Origin of the sequence: Vallitalea sp. (assembly GCF_025211055.1) — a bacterium.
In the GTDB taxonomy this organism is placed as follows: domain Bacteria; phylum Bacillota; class Clostridia; order Lachnospirales; family Vallitaleaceae; genus Vallitalea.
Genome location: NZ_JAOARO010000059.1, coordinates 104,104 through 121,205 on the forward strand (window position 1 = coordinate 104,104; position 17,102 = coordinate 121,205).

A 17,102-nucleotide genomic window follows, 5' to 3' on the forward strand; every position below is an offset into this window, starting at 1 on the left:
TTATGAGTAGAGAAGTAGTAGCCATAGTAGGAAGACCCAATGTAGGAAAATCTACTTTATTTAACAAACTAGCAGGAGCTAAGATTTCTATTGTAGAAGATACACCAGGTGTTACAAGAGACAGAATATATGCTGATGTAGAGTGGCTAAATCATAACTTTACTATAATAGATACAGGAGGTATTGAGCCTACTACTGATGATAAAATGCTTTCCTATATGAGAAAACAAGCTGAAGTAGCTATTGATACTGCTAACGTTATTGTTTTTGTAGTTGATGTAAAATCTGGTCTTACTGATGCAGATTATAAAGTTGCAGATATGCTTAGACGTGCACATAAGCCTGTTGTATTATGTGTTAACAAAGTTGACAATAGAGAAAAATTACAATATGATGTATTTGAATTTTATAATCTTGGACTAGGTGAACCTTATGCTATATCTTCAGCACAGTCAACAGGTATAGGTGATATGTTAGATGAGGTTGTATCTCATTTTAATGAAGAGAATGCTGATAATATAGAGCTTGATTTACCTAGAATAGCTGTAATCGGTAAGCCTAACGTAGGTAAGTCTTCATTAATCAATAAGCTTCTAGGAGAAGAACGTGTTATAGTTAGTGATATAGCAGGAACAACAAGAGATGCAGTAGATACAGTTGTCAAATACAACGGAAATGAATATATTTTTGTTGATACTGCTGGGCTTAGAAGGAAGAACAAAATTGAAAAAGAAGGACTAGAGAGATACAGTATAATAAGAACGGTATCAGCTATTGAAAAATGTGATATTGTTGTATTACTCATTGATGCTGTTGAAGGTATAACAGAACAAGATGCAAAGATTGCAGGTATAGCCCATGAAAGAGGTAAAGGTGCTATTATAGCTGTAAATAAGTGGGATGCCATAGAAAAAGACGATAAAACTATGTACAAGTATCTGGGTAATGTAGATACAACACTAAGCTATATGACTTATGCTCCAAAAATTTTTATTTCAGCATTGACTGGCTTAAGGATTAATAAACTATTTGAAAATATTGATATTGTAATTCAAAATCATGCTCTTAGAGTTTCAACTGGTGTCCTTAATGACGTTTTATATGATGCAACTGCAATGAATCAACCTCCTTCTGATAAAGGTAAGAGATTGAAATTATATTATATGACTCAAGTTTCTATCAAACCACCTACTTTTATCATATTTGTGAATGACAAGAGCTTAATGCATTTTTCGTATAAGCGATATATTGAAAATAGGATAAGGGAATCATTTGGTTTTAGAGGGACGCCTATTCATTTTATTATAAGAGAGAGAAAGGAAAAGGGTAAATAGATGAAGATAATTGCTAGCTTATTAATAGGTTATCTTATTGGATGTTTTCAATCAGCTTATATCATTAGCCGTATAAAAGGGCGACTAGATATAAGAAAATATGGAAGCGGTAATGCAGGAACCACTAATGTTATTAGAGTTATGGGCTGGAAAGCAGGCATAATTACATTCTTTATGGATGTATTTAAAGCTGCTATTGGAGTATTAGTTTGCTCCATTATCTTTGATGATATCCTAATGGGATATTATGCAGGTGTGGGTGTTGTTATTGGTCATAATTGGCCTGTTTTCTTAGGGTTTAGAGGTGGAAAAGGAATAGCTGCCACTATTGGATTATTAACTGCAGTTGATATAAGGATAGGTCTTATTGTTATTGGAATAATGGCTATAGTAATTTTTATATCAAGATATGTTTCACTTGGTTCAATCTTAATGGCAATTTCTATTCCTATACTAATGGCAATATTTTATACTGACAGACCACAATATATTGTATTAGGTGTTATACTGATGATTTTTGCACTGTATAATCATAGAGCCAATATTAAAAGATTACTTAATGGTACAGAAAATAAGCTAGGACACAAAAAGAATTTATCTAAAAATGAATAATAACTATCTAATTTATGTGAGGTGATAAATATGGCAGCTGTATCTGTTTTAGGTGCAGGAAGCTGGGGAACTGCTTTAGCTATATTACTTAATAATAATGGTCATGAAGTTGCTCTTTGGTCAATTATAGAAGCTGAAGTTAATTTATTGAATGACACAAGAGAAAATAAATCAAAACTTCCAGGAATACATATTCCAGATGAGATTAATATAACCAATAATCTTAAGGAAGCTATTTTGGGTAAAGATATGCTTGTTATGGCAGTTCCATCAAAATTCGTAAGGAATACAGCAAATTTAATGAAAGAATATGTTGCAAAAGATCAAATAATTGTTAATGTAGCAAAAGGCTTGGAAGATGATTCCCTATATACATTAGCTCATGTAATAAATGATGAGATGCCAGATAATCCTGTGGCAGTATTATCTGGACCAAGCCATGCTGAAGAAGTATCAAGGAATATACCTACAACTTGTGTTGCAGGTTCGCAAGATCATGCTATAGCCAAAAAAGTTCAAGATATATTTATGAACTCTGATTTCAGAGTATATACTAGTTCTGATGTAACAGGAATAGAAATGGGAGGAGCTCTGAAAAATGTTATTGCTCTAGCAGCTGGTATCTCAGATGGCATTGGGTTTGGAGATAATACTAAGGCAGCAATTATGACAAGAGGTATAACAGAAATAAGCAGACTTGGCGTTGCTATGGGAGCTGAGACACAAACTTTTGCAGGATTATCAGGTATTGGTGATCTAATAGTAACATGCACAAGTATGCATAGTCGTAATAGAAGAGCCGGTATCTTAATTGGTAAAGGTTATAGTTTGCAGGAAGCTCTTGATGAGGTAAAGATGGTGGTTGAAGGTGTGTATACAGCAAAGGCAGCCCTAGATTTATCTGAAAAATATAAAGTTGAAATGCCTATTATAAGAGAAGTGAATGAGGTCTTATTTGAAGGTAAAGATACAAAAAAAGCTGTAGAGGATTTAATGATACGAGATAAAAAGATTGAGTATAAAAAGTGATTTATATTAAAGAATAAAATAAATATTGAAAAAAGAGATTTTTATTGTAAGAAATATTAATTAAGCTCAAGCTGTCTTTATTATCGATAGCCTGAGCTTTTTGTAATAAAATAAATATCTTTACTTTATAGGATATGTTCAATACTCTTTTTTTGATGTATTTTTTATTGTTTATGAAGCTGACTGCCTGAATTGGTAATGGAAAATCTTTATCATATGATGCTAAATCTATTATTAGATTTCCATAAACAATATTATCGTCTGAGCTAATAAAATTAACAACTTCATTATCACAGTATAATTCACCATCTTCATCTAACTTTTCAGTCCTAACCATATTTATGTATTAGTTTCAGGTTGAAAATTAAATAGTATAAAGTTATATGATAAATCCTATAAACCAAAGAACATATATCACCTTATTCCCAATTTACTTCTTGTTGCTTACACTCAACGTTATTTTTTTCTTTTGATTTGAAGGAATAAACCCACTCAGGTTGTTTTGGTAGAGAGGGGGATGGTTCGCCAGTATTAAGCATATAAAAATCTATAGAATCTTCTCCATATTGTTCTTTTATTATACCTAGTTTTTCCTGCCATTCATCATCTGTAAGTCTAGTATCGCTTAAAAATTCATGATATCCATATACTGAACCTCTTGATAGGTATAATTCTTCACCGTCTTTGATGACAACATAAATTTCATTTGGCAGTTCAGTTCCAATTTCAAGACAGCTATTTTCAACTGTTGCTATATCAGCAATTATTGCTGAACAGCTTAATTCACTACCGCCAGTTTGGTTTAATATAGCATAGTTTATAGAATCTATTTTTCCACCTATAGTATTTAACTTGCATTTTATGTCTTTAGACAGAATTTCATTATTAAGCTCTTTTATTGAGCAATCTCTTAGTAATTCTAATAACTCAATTATTTTTATTGAAATTTGTTCAAATTCCGGTGACAATAATCCTCTTTCTTTAAGATTAGTAGAAGAATACTCAGTAAGCCATAATAATTTAGAGTAAACTTCAATATTAGGTTCTACATAATGGTGGTATATAAAATCAGCTCCTCCGCATTCAGCAACTGGTTGTTTAACATATAATATTGTATCATGTTTTAATTCTGTATAACTTCCTAGAGCAGAGCTGATAGATTTATCTGTCCAAGCTTTATTTTTCATGAACATTGGAGCACCTTCTACATCTTCAAAAGGTTTTTGTACTGAGGATATGGTATCCAGCCACCCATTATACATATTTGATTTCCAGTCTTTATCGTCTACTTTTGATATTTTTTCTTTCATTGCCTTAAATTTATTTTTATATTCTGGCCAAGCTTTTTGTGGTTCGTAATATTTATCTAATAATGTTTTGGCACGTTTGCTACCTAATACAGCTGCAACATCTAGTCCAGAGGGTACAGGTCTTTTGTAAGGTTCCATTAACTCTTGGAGTATTTCTCCATCAAAAGTATATCTCTGTCCCATAAATCTAAATTGTTTTCCCACATGAACATTTTGTAAGCTTATTTTATTTTTGATACCAGGATCAGGCATTTTTTTTGCTTCTTCCAATAACTTATCATGGTATTTCTCATTTCTAAAATCATTCAAATTCACGTTTTCTCCAAAAACATTAAGAATTAAAGCTTTGTACTGAAATAAATTAAGATCATCTGATTGACCAACATAAAAATTAGTTGGCATATAAATTTTATCCCATGATTTTAGGTCATTATCATTATTACTTTGCATAAAAGCAGTATATGTCATGATTAAAGCTTTTACAGTTTCATCTTCGCATAATACTTCTTCTTCATTAACTACTTCAGTAAGTGGAAGTGCAATTTGTCCATACCACATCATTGCTCTAAAATAAGATTCAAGTTTATCATCATTGGTATAGTGACCTCTTACTTTATATTGACTGTAATCAATATCCCGTGGGGCTAATAGAGCAGATTTTTTATAACCATCTGCCTTTAGAATGTTTGCGACTTCTTCATCCGCAATTACTTTTAATTCTTCTGGTAATGCTCCATATTCATTAGTTAATAGTTTTTTTGCAACAGCAAAGAAGATTACGTTGAATTTCAAATCTTCTTTAATTGGTTCATAGCTATTATCATTATATAGATAAATAGTTTTCTCCAACATACTATTTGTAAGTTTAATAAGTTCGTCATATAAACGATCTCTTTCTAAAATCTTCAATGAACTATTGAAGAAGTTATGATACACGTGCATAACACTGTCAACAGTAACAAAATTAGGGATACCTTTGTATTCATTAACTTCATAGATAGTATTCATTTTCAAAAATGCATTATTACTGTTACTAGGTAATACTACAAATCCATTATCAACGATTTTGTTTAGTTGTTCATTAGTAAAACCAGAAAAGCTATCCATATTTTTGATATTTGATAAATCAGCTTTTATAGTATAATTAGGTACCTTATAATTAACTTCTGGTATTATGTAAGGTATGTCAATTGGTGAAATTTCATTTTTGTCTTGCCATACAAGGTTATAGTTGGTATTGTTATTAATACCTTTTTTCACATCTTGATCTTCAGGGGTAGTAGTAGATTCTGCCTGTAGAATACAGTCGTTATCATCAGTCTTATTTTTGTCACTTGGATTAGTTGTTTCATCCTCCGTTATATCAGATTTGGCAACTTCTTCAGGTTTGTTATTACAACCAGATAATAGAACCACTATTATCATACTTATTCCAATACATCTAAAAATTATATTCTTATATTTCAATTTATACCCTCCTAATAAATTTCATTATATTGAATTATTGATTAGTCTAAACTAATGTTTTCAATGAATTTATTTCCCTCTAAATGTAATTTTATATGTTTCTTTCTACCTAGATTTAGTGATATATATTTTATGTCATCTTGTGTTGTTAAGCTAATATCTTCAATGTTATAGTAACTGTTACTTTCGGCAAATTTGATAAAACCGAAATTGAACCAATAATAAATACTAATAACCTCTTTGGTGTTCTCAAGTTTTTCTACAACTATCATTTCTTCCTTGGAATCGCCTATGATATCATAGAAATGTACGCTCTCTAAAGGATGCTCTAATTTTGAACCGGTCCATTTCTTTGTAAGTATTTTGCCATTCCAGTTAAAGAAAAAAGGTCTGTTTTCCACTTTGTCAAACATGGGTGTTGATTTGTATACTCCTACATATATATCTTTGTTATTATCACCATCCAGGTCGCATAATTTTATTTCCCAAGGCTTAACATTTGTAAAATCATTTTTGTAGATTTCATCATATTTAATTGTTTCATTTTCTATAACCATTGAATAGATTATTAAGTCATTGCCATACTTTTTCCCTTTTGCTGAAGAAAGCAGTAGTATTTCATCTGTGTCATCATCATCTAGATCACCTGTAGTCATACATAATATAGTTTTATCGTCAGGAATATTAATATTATCACTATAATGTTTATCTTCTTTTTCATCAGATAAAAAGATTGTATTATTTTCAAAACCATATTTATAAGACTTTTTATTTATTATAATTTCTGATTCTAGATTATTAGTAGGTTGCTTCATATTTAGACCAAGTAAGAAGATAAAAATTAAAATTAATATTCTCTGCATGTTTGACCTCCTGATATTACTTTTGTTCTTTAGGATTATTATTGATTTTAATTCAGCAATTTCTTCTTTAGACAGATGTTGATTCTTAACAAAGTTGGTTAGGAACATTTGTAGTGAACCATTATATACTTTTTCTAAAAAAGTTTTTGTTTCTTCTATTTGACAATCTGATTTTGAGATGCAAGGTGAATATTCATAGTATTTATTTTTGTTTGCTACATTCATAACACCTTTATTAGCGAGCCTGCTAATAAGTGTATGGACTGTTTTTCTGCTCCAATCATTTTCTTCTAAGACATAATCAACAATCTCTTTGGAAGTCATGGGACTTCATCTTATAACTGTAGTACGAATTTGTCAATTAAATATTTATTAATTAAGTATTAAATAATATTACAAAACAATGTGTAACCTATTTTTTATGATTTGTAAATTACTTTTAACATTAAATTAGATATATAGGCTGTCATATTCCAACATCTATGTCATATATTTATATATAAGAATACTTATAGGGAGGATATAGATGTTAGGAGAATACGATATTTATAAAGATATTAGAGCTAGAACAAACGGAGAAATTTATATGGGAGTGGTTGGACCCGTTAGAACAGGTAAATCTACATTCATTAAGAGATTCATGGATTTATTAGTGTTGCCTAATATAGAAAATGTACATAGTAAAGAAAGAACACTAGATGAGCTTCCTCAAAGTGCAGCAGGAAAGACAATAATGACAACTGAACCAAAATTCATACCTCAGGAAGCCGCAAGAGTAACATTATCAGAGGATGTAGAATTTGATGTTAGAATGATTGATTGTGTTGGTTATATGGTAGAAGGGGCTACAGGTCATCTAGAGAATGATGAAGAAAGAAAGGTAAAAACACCTTGGTTCAATTATGATATTCCATTCACTCAAGCAGCTGAGATAGGAACCAAGAAAGTTATTAATGACCATTCAACTATAGGGATTGTTGTGACAGCTGATGGCTCATTTGGTGAAATACCTAGGGAAAATTATATTGAAGCAGAAGAGAGGACAATAAATGAATTAAAGAAACTATCAAAACCATATGTAGTAATACTTAATTCACTTAGACCTTATTCTGACGATACAGTCTTAACTGCAACTGAATTAGAAGATAAATATAATGTTCCTGTTTTACCAGTGAACTGTGACCAGTTAAAAAAAGAAGATGTAATTAAGATTCTTGAGAGTGTATTACTAGAATTTCCATTATCAGTAGTTAATTTCAATGTACCAAAATGGATTGAGATGTTAGATAATGACCATTGGTTAAAATCATCATTGATTGATTCAGTAAAAGATATCATGGATTCAGTTGATGCTATTAGAGACCTTAAGAAAGAAGACACCTTAATAGTAGAAAATGAGCATATTACAAAAGTCAAATTAGATAAGATTGATCTCTCAACGGGTTGTGCTAATATTGATATTAATTTCAATGATGATTATTATTATGATATTCTAAGTGATCTCATGGGAACTGAAATAAAAGGCGAATATCAATTTATGTCACTAATCAAAAAACTTGGTAGAGTAAAAGAAGAATATGATAAAGTATCAGCAGCATTAAATGAAGTTAAGGCTAAAGGTTATGGTATTGTTACACCTATGGTAGATGAATTATCATTACAAGAACCAGAAATTGTAAAACAAGGTAATAAATATGGAGTTAAATTAAAAGCAAGTGCACCAACTATCCACATGATAAAGTGTGATATTCAGACAGAAGTATCTCCAATAGTGGGTACTGAAAAACAAAGTGAAGAACTTCTTAATTATTTGACAAGTGAGTTTGAAAGTGATCCAACAAAAATATGGGATACTAATGTATTTGGTAAATCATTACATGATTTAGTCAATGATGGACTTCAAAATAAGATATATAGAATGCCAGAGGATGCTAGAGATAAACTACAAGAAACATTACAAAAAATAGTTAATGATGCTAATGGAGGTCTTATCTGTATTATTATCTAAATTATGGGGTATAATAATAAAAACAATGTACTTATTAATCAATAAACACTTGAAACTTAAGGTGTCAAATTAAGAGAGATAGTTTAGCTGTTAATTTATAACAAGTATTTTCTTGCAAATTATAGTTTTAGGTGGTATAATAGTTTCAGAATTAATAATGAGTACTAGAAAGAGTGGACGAAAGTCCACTCTTGTTATGTATATAAGCTAATAGAAAGAAGGGTGATATAATTTGTCATTTAGAGAACACGTGGAAACACTAGCAGAAGAGATATTAATTCCAATTCTAGAAGAAAATAAATTCGAACTTGTAGATGTTGAATATGTGAAAGAAGCTTCCAATTGGTACTTAAGAATTTTTATTGATAAAGACGGTGGGGTTACAATAGATGATTGTGAACTTGTAAGTAGAGCTTTTGATAGTGAATTTGAAGATAAGGACCCAATTAAGGAACCATATATATTAGAAGTTAGTTCTCCTGGACTTGATAGACCATTAAAAAAAGATAAAGATTATGCTAGAAGTCTAGGTGAGAAAGTAGAAGTTAAATTATACAAATCTATCAATAAGAAAAAAGAATTTGTAGGTTTGTTAAAGAGTTATGACGATGATAGTATAACTCTTGAGTTAGAAGATGGTGAAGATTGGTCTATTGCAAGGACTGATATAGCAATTATTAGACTGGCAATATTATTTTAAATATATTTGAAATGAGAAGCTTTTATGTCATTTACTAGATTAAAGGGCTTTCCTATAAGATAAAAAATACTGAGGAGGATTAAAATGAATGCTGAATTTATTGAAGCATTGAACCAAATTGAGAAAGAAAAGGGTATTAGTAAGGATGTATTAATTGAGACAATTGAAGTTTCTTTAGTTACAGCATGTAAGAATAACTTTGGTACTGCACAAAATATAAAAGTTGAGATTGACCGTGATAGAGGCGATGTTGCGGTTTATGCCGAAAAAGAAGTTGTTGAAGAAGTAGAAGACAAACAACTTACTATCTCATTAGAAGATGCAAAAAAAATAAACGGAGCTTATAGATTAGGTGATATGATCAATATTGAGATAACACCTAAGAATTTTGGAAGAATAGCTGCTCAAAAAGCAAAACAAGTTGTTGTACAGAAAATAAGAGAAGCTGAAAGAGAAGTTATATTCAATCAATATATTACTAAAGAAAAAGATGTTATTACTGGCATTATCCAGAGACAAGTAAGAGATAATGTAATTATTAACTTAGGTAAAATTGATGCTATCTTAGCAGATAAAGAACAAGTGCCAGGTGAAAGATATTATCCTAATGAAAGATTTAAGGTCTATGTCCTAGAAGTAAAAGAAAGTACAAAAGGACCTAAGGTATATGTTTCACGAACTCATCCAGAACTTATCAAAAGATTATTTGAACAAGAAGTTCCAGAGGTTCATGATGGTGTTGTAGAGATAAAAGGCATTTCTAGGGAAGCAGGTTCTAGAACAAAGATAGCAGTTTACTCAACTAATAGAGACGTTGATCCAGTTGGTTCATGTGTAGGTCATAATGGTGCTAGAGTATCAATAATTGTAAATGAACTAAGAGGAGAAAAAATTGATATTATCCCTTGGGATGAAGACCCAGTGAAATTCATATCAGCAGCTCTTAGTCCTTCAAAAGTAGTGAAGGTCATTGTTAATGAACAAGATAAGAGTGCTAAGGTGGTTGTTCCAGATTATCAATTATCTCTAGCAATTGGAAAAGAAGGTCAGAATGCTAGACTGGCTGCGAAACTTACTGGTTACAGAATTGATATTAAAAGTGAAACACAAGCTAAACAGACTAATTTCATTACTGAAGAAGAGACACTTGGAGCACTACTATCAAGGAACTCTTTAGACGAAGAAGAACTTTACTAGTATTTACTTCTTTCATAACCATTCTTAATAAAAACAATGAAGAAGGGAATGATGAAAATGGCTAGAAAAATACCTTTGAGAAAATGCACAGGTTGCCAAGAAATGAAGGATAAGAGACAATTGATTAGAGTTGTCAGGACAAAAGAAGGTAATATATCCATTGATAGTACTGGTAAGAAAAATGGTAGAGGTGCATATATATGTCCATCTATAACATGTCTTGAAAAAGCTATTAAGAATAAAGGTTTAGAACGTTCTTTTAAAGCAAGTATTCCAAGCGATGTGTATAGTGCCCTTAAGGAGGAATTAAGTAAAATAAATGGATAAAAAAGTTTATTCTCTATTGGGACTATGTAAACGGGCTTCAATGCTTAGTTCAGGAGAATTCATGACTGAAAAAGCTGTAAAGAACAAAACTGCGAAGCTAGTAATTGTAGCAGCTGATTCTTCTAAAAATACAAAGAAACTATTTAACAATATATGTTTCACACATAATGTTAAGCTTATAGAGTTTGGTACTAAAGAAGAATTGGGTAGGGCTATTGGCAAAGACATTAGAGCATCCATATGTGTTCTAGATGAAGGATTTGCTAAAGCTATTGAAGAAAATACTAATTTCAAGACTTAAATTTGCGGAGGTGGTAATATGTCAAAAGTTCGCGTATATGAAATCGCTAAACAACTTGGATTAAGTAATAAAGAATTACTTAACACGTTAAAAGAATTTGATATCGAAGTGAAAAATCATATGAGCTCATTGACAGACGAGGAAGCAAGTATTATAACTGAATACTATGCTCCTAGTAATGATGAAAATAATGAAGAGGTAGTAGATACAAATGAGGAAACTAGGGAAATAGAAGATGATAATGAAGATTTAGATGTAATCTCAATACCAACTAATGTAACTGTAAAAGATTTGGCAGAGAGACTTGGTAAGCAATCATCTGATATTGTAAAATCTCTTATGTTAAAAGGGATTATGGCTACTGCTAATCAAGAAATTGATTATGAGACAGCAAGTTCAGTTGCACTAGAATTCGATTTCCTTACACAAGAAGAAGAAGAAAAAGATATAGTTGACGAATTTTTTGCTGAAGAACCAGACGATGAAGAGGATTTAGTTACTAGATCTCCTATTGTTGTAGTTATGGGTCATGTTGACCATGGTAAAACATCTCTATTGGATGCTATACGTGAAAGTAATGTTACATCCAGAGAAGCTGGAGGAATAACTCAACATATTGGTGCATCAGTAGTAACTATAAATGACAATGACATTACATTTTTGGATACACCTGGTCATGAAGCTTTTACAGCAATGCGTCTAAGAGGTGCTATGGCTACAGATATAGCAATACTAGTTGTTGCCGCTGATGATGGAGTTATGCCTCAGACAGTTGAGGCTATAAACCATGCAAAAGCTGCTAATGTACAAATAATTGTAGCTATCAATAAAATTGACAAACCAGGTGCTAATCAAGATAGAGTTAAACAAGAATTAGTAGAATATGGTTTAGTAGCAGAAGACTGGGGTGGAGATACTATTTGTGTACCAGTCTCAGCAATAGAAAAAACAGGTCTTGACCAATTACTTGAAATGATTCTTTTAGTGTCTGAAATGGAAGAATTAAAAGCTAATCCTAATAAAAAAGCTAGTGGTACAATTGTAGAAGCTCAGCTTGATAAAGGAAGAGGTCCAGTAGCAACTGTTCTTATTCAAAATGGTACCCTTAAAGTTGGAGATGCCATTATTGCAGGTACATCATATGGTAAGATAAGAGCCATGATTGATGACAAAGGACGTAGAGTTAAACAGGCAGGTCCTTCTACACCAGTAGAGATTTTGGGATTATCTGAAGTTCCTGTAGCTGGAGATGCATTCTATACTGCTAAGAATGAAAGAGAAGCTAGACATGTAGCTGATAAAGTAATTAGAAGAGATAGAGAGAAACTTATTCAGAATACACCTCAAAAAGTTACCCTTGATGACCTATTTAGTCAAATACAAGCTGGTAATATGAAAGAACTTAATATTGTTGTTAAGGCAGATGTACAAGGTTCTGTCGAAGCAGTAAAACAAAGTCTTGTAAAATTATCTAACGAAGAGGTTATGATTAAGGTTATACATGGTGGAGTAGGTGCAATTAATGAATCTGATGTAATGCTTGCATCTGCATCAAACGCTATTATTATAGGATTTAATGTTCGTCCTGAAACCAGTGCAAAAACTGTGGCTGAAAGTGAACAAATTGATATACGTTTGTATAGAGTAATATATAATGCCATTGAGGATATTGAAGCAGCTATGAAAGGTATGCTTGACCCAGAATACAGAGAAAAAGTTATAGGTCATGCAGAAGTTAGACAGACGTTCAAAGTTTCAAGTGTAGGAACGATTGCAGGTTCATATGTACAAGATGGTAAATTCACAAGAAATGCAAAAGTCAGACTTGTTCGTGACGGTATAGTTATATACGAAGGAGAACTTGAATCACTTAAGAGATTTAAGGATGACGTTAAAGAAGTTAACTCTGGATATGAATGTGGTATCATGCTTAGCAAATTCAATGACCTAAAAGAAGGAGATATTGTTGAAGCATATATCATGGAAGAGATACCAAGATAGTCAAGAAAAGAGACTACGGCTCGCTATAAGATAAAAACTTTATAACAACTATGATATAGTTATATATTAAAATATGTATTACTCATAATATAAGAAGGTGAGTAGAAATGAAAAAAAGAAGTAATAGAATTATAAAAATTAATGAAGAAATCAGAAGAGAAGTAAGTAGTATTTTAAACAGAGGGTTAAAAGATCCTAGAGTTAATCATATGACAAGTGTAGTAAGTGTTGATACTACTCCAGATTTAAAATATTGTAAGATATATGTTAGTGTACTTGGTGACGAGACATCTCAAAGCGATACTTTAGAAGGATTAAAACGTTCTACTGGATTTATTAGAAATGAACTAGCTAGAAGAATAAATCTAAGAAATACCCCAGAAATAACGTTTGTAGTAGATCAATCCATTGAATATGGGATAAATATGTCAAAATTAATTGATGAAGTTAACAAACCAAAAGGTGAATAATATGAATCTACAAGAAATAATTAATATATGTGAGGGCTACAAAAATATCATAATATCAGGACATATACATCCAGATGGAGATTGTGTTGGTGCTTGTTATGCATTAGCATTAATTCTCCATAAAAAAGGAATAAATGCCGCTATTGCTTTAGATGATGTACCTGATACATATGATTATCTAAAAGGTAGCAATTATTTACTAAAAGCAATCAAGAAGGATAACTACGTTTTTATCTCTCTTGATTGTGGTGATAAAGAAAGACTGGGAGCTAATTCAGAGATTTTTGACAAGGCTTCTGTAACTATTAATATTGATCATCATATCAGTAACACAAAATTTGCAGATTATAACTATGTTTCAGATGTTAGTTCTACTTGTGAAATAATATATGAGATTCTTGAACGTTCTAGTGAAACTAAGTTATTAGATAAAGATATATGCGAAGCACTGTATACAGGACTTATCTATGATACTGGAGCATTCAAACATAGTAATACTACAAAAAGGACTCATGAAATAGCTGGTGAGTTAATTAAGCATGGAATAGATTTTACTGATATTACTAACAGGCTTTTTTATTACAGATCCTACAAATCCTTAAAGATTCTAGGAACAGCTATTAAAAATGCTGGATTTAATACAGATAATAAAGTAATATTTACACATTTGACAATAGATGAACTTAAGGAATACGATTGTGATAAAAAGGATACAGAAAGTATAGTTCAAATATTAAACGAAGTCATAGAAAGTGAATGTGCTATATTCATTATACAAAATGGCTACAATACTTATAAAGTGAGCTTAAGATCACGTAATGATATAGATGTATGCAAAATAGCTAAGAAATTTGGTGGCGGTGGACATACAAAAGCTTCAGGTTGTACCATGTCTGGTAATATCACAGAAATAAAAGATAAATTATTTAGTGCAGTAGAAGAACAAATAAAGGATATCATATGAATGGAATAATTAATGTTTATAAAGAAAAAGGTTATACATCATTTGATGTAGTAGCAATACTTAGAAAAAAATTAAAAATAAAAAAAATAGGGCATACAGGTACACTGGATCCAGAAGCTGAAGGTGTACTTCCTGTATGTGTAGGAAAAGCTACAAAAGTAGCTGATTACATTACAGATACAACTAAGACATATCTTGCTACTATGACTCTAGGAATAGAAACAGATACAGAGGACCATACTGGCAATATTATTAGCGAAAAAGAAGTGACATGTTCTAAAGAACAAATAGAAGAAGCTGTTAATTCTTTTATTGGTGATTACAGTCAGATACCACCTATGTACTCTGCTCTTAAGGTAAATGGTAAAAGATTATACCAGCTAGCAAGAGAAGGAAAGACTATTGAACGTAAAGCTAGGAATATATATATTTATAATATAGATATCCTAAATATCTACGGTACCAATGTTGAAATGGAAGTAAAGTGTTCAAAAGGTACTTATATAAGAACATTGTGTGCCGATATAGGAACTAAACTTGGTTGTGGAGCTCACATGAGTAAACTCATAAGAACTCAGTCAAGTCTATTCAGTATTGACTCTAGTATAAAACTAGATGAAATTGATAATTATATCATGAATGATAGAGCAAGTGATATAGTTACTAGCATTGATAAAGTTTTTCTAGAGTTTAATAAATTGGTTGTTAGTTCAGAATATGATAAATTCCTTTATAATGGTAACAAATTAAAGGTAGAATTTACAAAAGACAGCGAAAAAGTAACAGAACATATGCAGTATAGAATATATGATGAAAAAAACAATTTTATCGGCATATACCAATCTATATTAAAAGATGAAAATATGATACTAAAGCCTATTAAATTGTTCTTGTAAGGAGATTGTTAGATGGAATACATTAAAGATACAAAAGAATTTACATCTCCTCCTTCTGTTGTAGTCCTAGGCAATTTTGATGGAATACATATCGGTCATAGAAAACTCATATGTAAGGCCTCTAAGCTATCTAGAGAACTTGGTCTGAAATCATTAGTTCTTACTTTTGATCCACATCCGAGTTTTGTATTAGCAAATAAAGAACCTGTTGACCTTATATATCTAAGCTGTGAAAAGGAACGACTTTTGAGTAATATAGATATATTTGTTGAATATCCTTATGACCTTGTTACAGCAAAGATGACCCCAGAGAATTTTATTAAAAAAGTTATCTGCAAACAACTAAATGCTAAATTTATTGTAGTTGGAAATGATTACAGATTTGGGCACGAGAGAAAAGGAGATATTAATTTATTAAAAAAATTATCTTCTAAATATGGATATGAACTAATTTCAATTCCCAAAATTGCATATAACAATAATATTGTAAGTAGTACTTGGATCAGGAAAGAAATAAAACAAGGTAACATTAAGCTTGCAAATAAATTATTGGGTGAGAATTTTAGCATAACAGGAAAGGTTGTAGAAGGTAAGAAAAATGGAAGAAAGTTCGGATTTCCTACAGCAAATATAATACCCCATAGATATAAAATATTACCACCTAATGGTGTTTATTATTCTAATATATCCGTAAATGGTAAAAAGTATGACAGTATTACCAATGTAGGGGTTAATCCAACATTAAATGGACAAAAAAAAGTTGTGGAAACACATATCTTAGGTTTTGACGAAGATATATATGGACAAGTTGTAGTTGTAGAGTTTATTCAATTTATTAGAAAAGAAAAAAAATTCAATTCTATTGAGGAATTAAAAAAAGAAGTTTCTAGCAATATAGAATATGTTACAAGTTTAATAAATGAATAATGCTTAAAAAATGTTGAAGAAATAATATAGAAATTGTATTTTTTATAATAAAAATGTTAAAAATATACTAAGTATAGAAGAAATAACATAAATTGATTTCGTAATATTAAATTATGCAAAATTAATAACTAGATATCATATAAAATAATTTGTTTACAAAAATATCTATTTATGATAAAATTTATTGATGGAAGCCATTGCTCAGAAACTTGGGAGACTCCGACCCTTTCTTAGCAATCGGTGATTATCTAAAATCATGGAGGTAAAGAAAAATGGAAAAAACTAAACAAGAAATAATTACAGAATTTGGAAGAAATGCTAATGACACTGGTTCACCAGAAGTTCAAATCGCATTACTTACTGCAAGAATCAATCACTTAACAGAGCATTTAAAGATGCACAAAAAAGACCATCACTCAAGAAGAGGATTACTTATGATGGTTGGTCAAAGAAGAGGTTTATTACAATATCTTAAAAATAAGGATATTGAAGGATATCGTAGCTTAATCAAAAAATTAGGATTAAGAAGATAGTTATAATCTTATTTGATTGAAACCTAAAAATTATATTTTTAGGTTATTGAAGAGCGGAGAAATCCGCTCTATAATTTTAAATTTAAAGAATTAATCAAGTTTTTATGTCTTTAGTACTAGCATAGTTAACCTTTAGTCATTAGTTTTTGTTTTTTAATATTTA

Annotated in this window: 17 protein-coding genes; 14 read left to right on the top strand and 3 right to left on the bottom strand. The window is 30.7% G+C overall.

The window, feature by feature from the left end; translation table 11 throughout:
- Positions 1–2: 2 nt before the first annotated feature.
- The 3 genes from der to N4A55_RS08910 are packed head-to-tail and all read left to right on the top strand — an operon-like array spanning position 3 to position 2,975.
- Entirely contained in the window at positions 3–1,334 is a 1,332-nt protein-coding gene (gene der, locus N4A55_RS08900; protein WP_293755253.1) for a ribosome biogenesis GTPase Der, read from the top strand.
- A complete protein-coding gene (gene plsY / locus N4A55_RS08905) occupies positions 1,335–1,946 on the top strand; it encodes a glycerol-3-phosphate 1-O-acyltransferase PlsY (protein WP_293755254.1) in 612 nt (203 codons plus the stop codon).
- A gap of 30 nt (positions 1,947–1,976) precedes the next feature.
- The gene (locus N4A55_RS08910; RefSeq protein ID WP_293755255.1) at positions 1,977–2,975 is read left to right on the top strand and encodes an NAD(P)H-dependent glycerol-3-phosphate dehydrogenase; all 999 of its coding nucleotides are present in this window, start codon (positions 1,977–1,979) and stop codon (positions 2,973–2,975) included.
- A gap of 1 nt (position 2,976) precedes the next feature.
- Here the strand turns inward: N4A55_RS08910 and N4A55_RS08915 are convergent, their stop codons facing one another.
- The 3 genes from N4A55_RS08915 to N4A55_RS08925 all read right to left on the bottom strand — a co-directional run bounded on the left by N4A55_RS08915 (position 2,977) and on the right by N4A55_RS08925 (position 6,939).
- The gene (locus N4A55_RS08915; RefSeq protein WP_293755256.1) at positions 2,977–3,312 is read right to left on the bottom strand and encodes a hypothetical protein; all 336 of its coding nucleotides are present in this window, start codon (positions 3,310–3,312) and stop codon (positions 2,977–2,979) included.
- 82 nt (positions 3,313–3,394) lie between these two features.
- The gene (locus N4A55_RS08920) at positions 3,395–5,752 is read right to left on the bottom strand and encodes a DUF3160 domain-containing protein (protein WP_293755257.1); all 2,358 of its coding nucleotides are present in this window, start codon (positions 5,750–5,752) and stop codon (positions 3,395–3,397) included.
- 41 nt (positions 5,753–5,793) lie between these two features.
- Complete coding sequence (locus N4A55_RS08925) at positions 5,794–6,939, bottom strand: BlaI/MecI/CopY family transcriptional regulator (protein ID WP_293755258.1); 1,146 nt, start codon at positions 6,937–6,939, stop codon at positions 5,794–5,796.
- A gap of 202 nt (positions 6,940–7,141) precedes the next feature.
- Here N4A55_RS08925 and spoIVA point away from each other — a divergent pair, with 202 nt between their 5' ends.
- From spoIVA to rpsO, 11 genes are all read left to right on the top strand, one after another.
- Positions 7,142–8,623 (top strand): stage IV sporulation protein A, encoded by a 1,482-nt coding sequence (gene spoIVA, locus N4A55_RS08930; RefSeq protein WP_293755259.1) that lies wholly within the window; start codon positions 7,142–7,144, stop codon positions 8,621–8,623.
- A 232-nt stretch (positions 8,624–8,855) separates the two neighbouring features.
- The gene (rimP, locus tag N4A55_RS08935) at positions 8,856–9,323 is read left to right on the top strand and encodes a ribosome maturation factor RimP (protein WP_293755260.1); all 468 of its coding nucleotides are present in this window, start codon (positions 8,856–8,858) and stop codon (positions 9,321–9,323) included.
- Between the two features lie 84 nt (positions 9,324–9,407).
- Complete coding sequence (nusA, locus tag N4A55_RS08940) at positions 9,408–10,520, top strand: transcription termination factor NusA (protein ID WP_293755262.1); 1,113 nt, start codon at positions 9,408–9,410, stop codon at positions 10,518–10,520.
- Positions 10,521–10,577: 57 nt separating this feature from the next.
- Positions 10,578–10,847: an RNase P modulator RnpM gene (rnpM, locus tag N4A55_RS08945; protein ID WP_113675667.1), complete on the top strand. Its 270-nt coding sequence runs from the start codon at positions 10,578–10,580 to the stop codon at positions 10,845–10,847.
- On the top strand, positions 10,840–11,148 hold the full coding sequence (locus N4A55_RS08950; RefSeq protein WP_293755265.1) for a L7Ae/L30e/S12e/Gadd45 family ribosomal protein: 309 nt from the start codon (positions 10,840–10,842) through the stop codon (positions 11,146–11,148). Before rnpM ends, N4A55_RS08950 begins: the two co-directional genes overlap by 8 nt.
- 18 nt (positions 11,149–11,166) lie before the next feature.
- Positions 11,167–13,149, top strand: a complete 1,983-nt coding sequence (gene infB, locus N4A55_RS08955) for a translation initiation factor IF-2 (RefSeq protein WP_293755267.1) — start codon at positions 11,167–11,169, stop codon at positions 13,147–13,149.
- Between the two features lie 107 nt (positions 13,150–13,256).
- Positions 13,257–13,619, top strand: a complete 363-nt coding sequence (gene rbfA, locus N4A55_RS08960; protein ID WP_212691779.1) for a 30S ribosome-binding factor RbfA — start codon at positions 13,257–13,259, stop codon at positions 13,617–13,619.
- A gap of 1 nt (position 13,620) precedes the next feature.
- Complete coding sequence (locus N4A55_RS08965) at positions 13,621–14,583, top strand: DHH family phosphoesterase (protein ID WP_293755272.1); 963 nt, start codon at positions 13,621–13,623, stop codon at positions 14,581–14,583.
- On the top strand, positions 14,580–15,479 hold the full coding sequence (gene truB, locus N4A55_RS08970) for a tRNA pseudouridine(55) synthase TruB (RefSeq protein WP_293755274.1): 900 nt from the start codon (positions 14,580–14,582) through the stop codon (positions 15,477–15,479). The genes N4A55_RS08965 and truB overlap by 4 nt, the downstream gene beginning before the upstream one ends.
- Before the next feature lie 12 nt (positions 15,480–15,491).
- Complete coding sequence (locus N4A55_RS08975) at positions 15,492–16,406, top strand: bifunctional riboflavin kinase/FAD synthetase (protein ID WP_293755276.1); 915 nt, start codon at positions 15,492–15,494, stop codon at positions 16,404–16,406.
- A gap of 272 nt (positions 16,407–16,678) precedes the next feature.
- The gene (rpsO, locus tag N4A55_RS08980) at positions 16,679–16,939 is read left to right on the top strand and encodes a 30S ribosomal protein S15 (RefSeq protein WP_293755278.1); all 261 of its coding nucleotides are present in this window, start codon (positions 16,679–16,681) and stop codon (positions 16,937–16,939) included.
- The last annotated feature ends 163 nt before the right edge of the window (positions 16,940–17,102 follow it).

Coding starts and splice junctions, on each gene's coding strand:
- spoIVA (WP_293755259.1), top strand. CDS start 7,142: ATGTTAGGAGAATACGATATTTATAAAGATATTAGAGCTAGAACAAAC.
- N4A55_RS08925 (WP_293755258.1), bottom strand. CDS start 6,939: ATGACTTCCAAAGAGATTGTTGATTATGTCTTAGAAGAAAATGATTGG.
- N4A55_RS08965 (WP_293755272.1), top strand. CDS start 13,621: ATGAATCTACAAGAAATAATTAATATATGTGAGGGCTACAAAAATATC.
- der (WP_293755253.1), top strand. CDS start 3: ATGAGTAGAGAAGTAGTAGCCATAGTAGGAAGACCCAATGTAGGAAAA.
- rpsO (WP_293755278.1), top strand. CDS start 16,679: ATGGAAAAAACTAAACAAGAAATAATTACAGAATTTGGAAGAAATGCT.
- plsY (WP_293755254.1), top strand. CDS start 1,335: ATGAAGATAATTGCTAGCTTATTAATAGGTTATCTTATTGGATGTTTT.
- N4A55_RS08915 (WP_293755256.1), bottom strand. CDS start 3,312: ATGGTTAGGACTGAAAAGTTAGATGAAGATGGTGAATTATACTGTGAT.
- N4A55_RS08950 (WP_293755265.1), top strand. CDS start 10,840: ATGGATAAAAAAGTTTATTCTCTATTGGGACTATGTAAACGGGCTTCA.
- N4A55_RS08910 (WP_293755255.1), top strand. CDS start 1,977: ATGGCAGCTGTATCTGTTTTAGGTGCAGGAAGCTGGGGAACTGCTTTA.
- infB (WP_293755267.1), top strand. CDS start 11,167: ATGTCAAAAGTTCGCGTATATGAAATCGCTAAACAACTTGGATTAAGT.
- truB (WP_293755274.1), top strand. CDS start 14,580: ATGAATGGAATAATTAATGTTTATAAAGAAAAAGGTTATACATCATTT.
- nusA (WP_293755262.1), top strand. CDS start 9,408: ATGAATGCTGAATTTATTGAAGCATTGAACCAAATTGAGAAAGAAAAG.
- rbfA (WP_212691779.1), top strand. CDS start 13,257: ATGAAAAAAAGAAGTAATAGAATTATAAAAATTAATGAAGAAATCAGA.
- rnpM (WP_113675667.1), top strand. CDS start 10,578: ATGGCTAGAAAAATACCTTTGAGAAAATGCACAGGTTGCCAAGAAATG.
- N4A55_RS08975 (WP_293755276.1), top strand. CDS start 15,492: ATGGAATACATTAAAGATACAAAAGAATTTACATCTCCTCCTTCTGTT.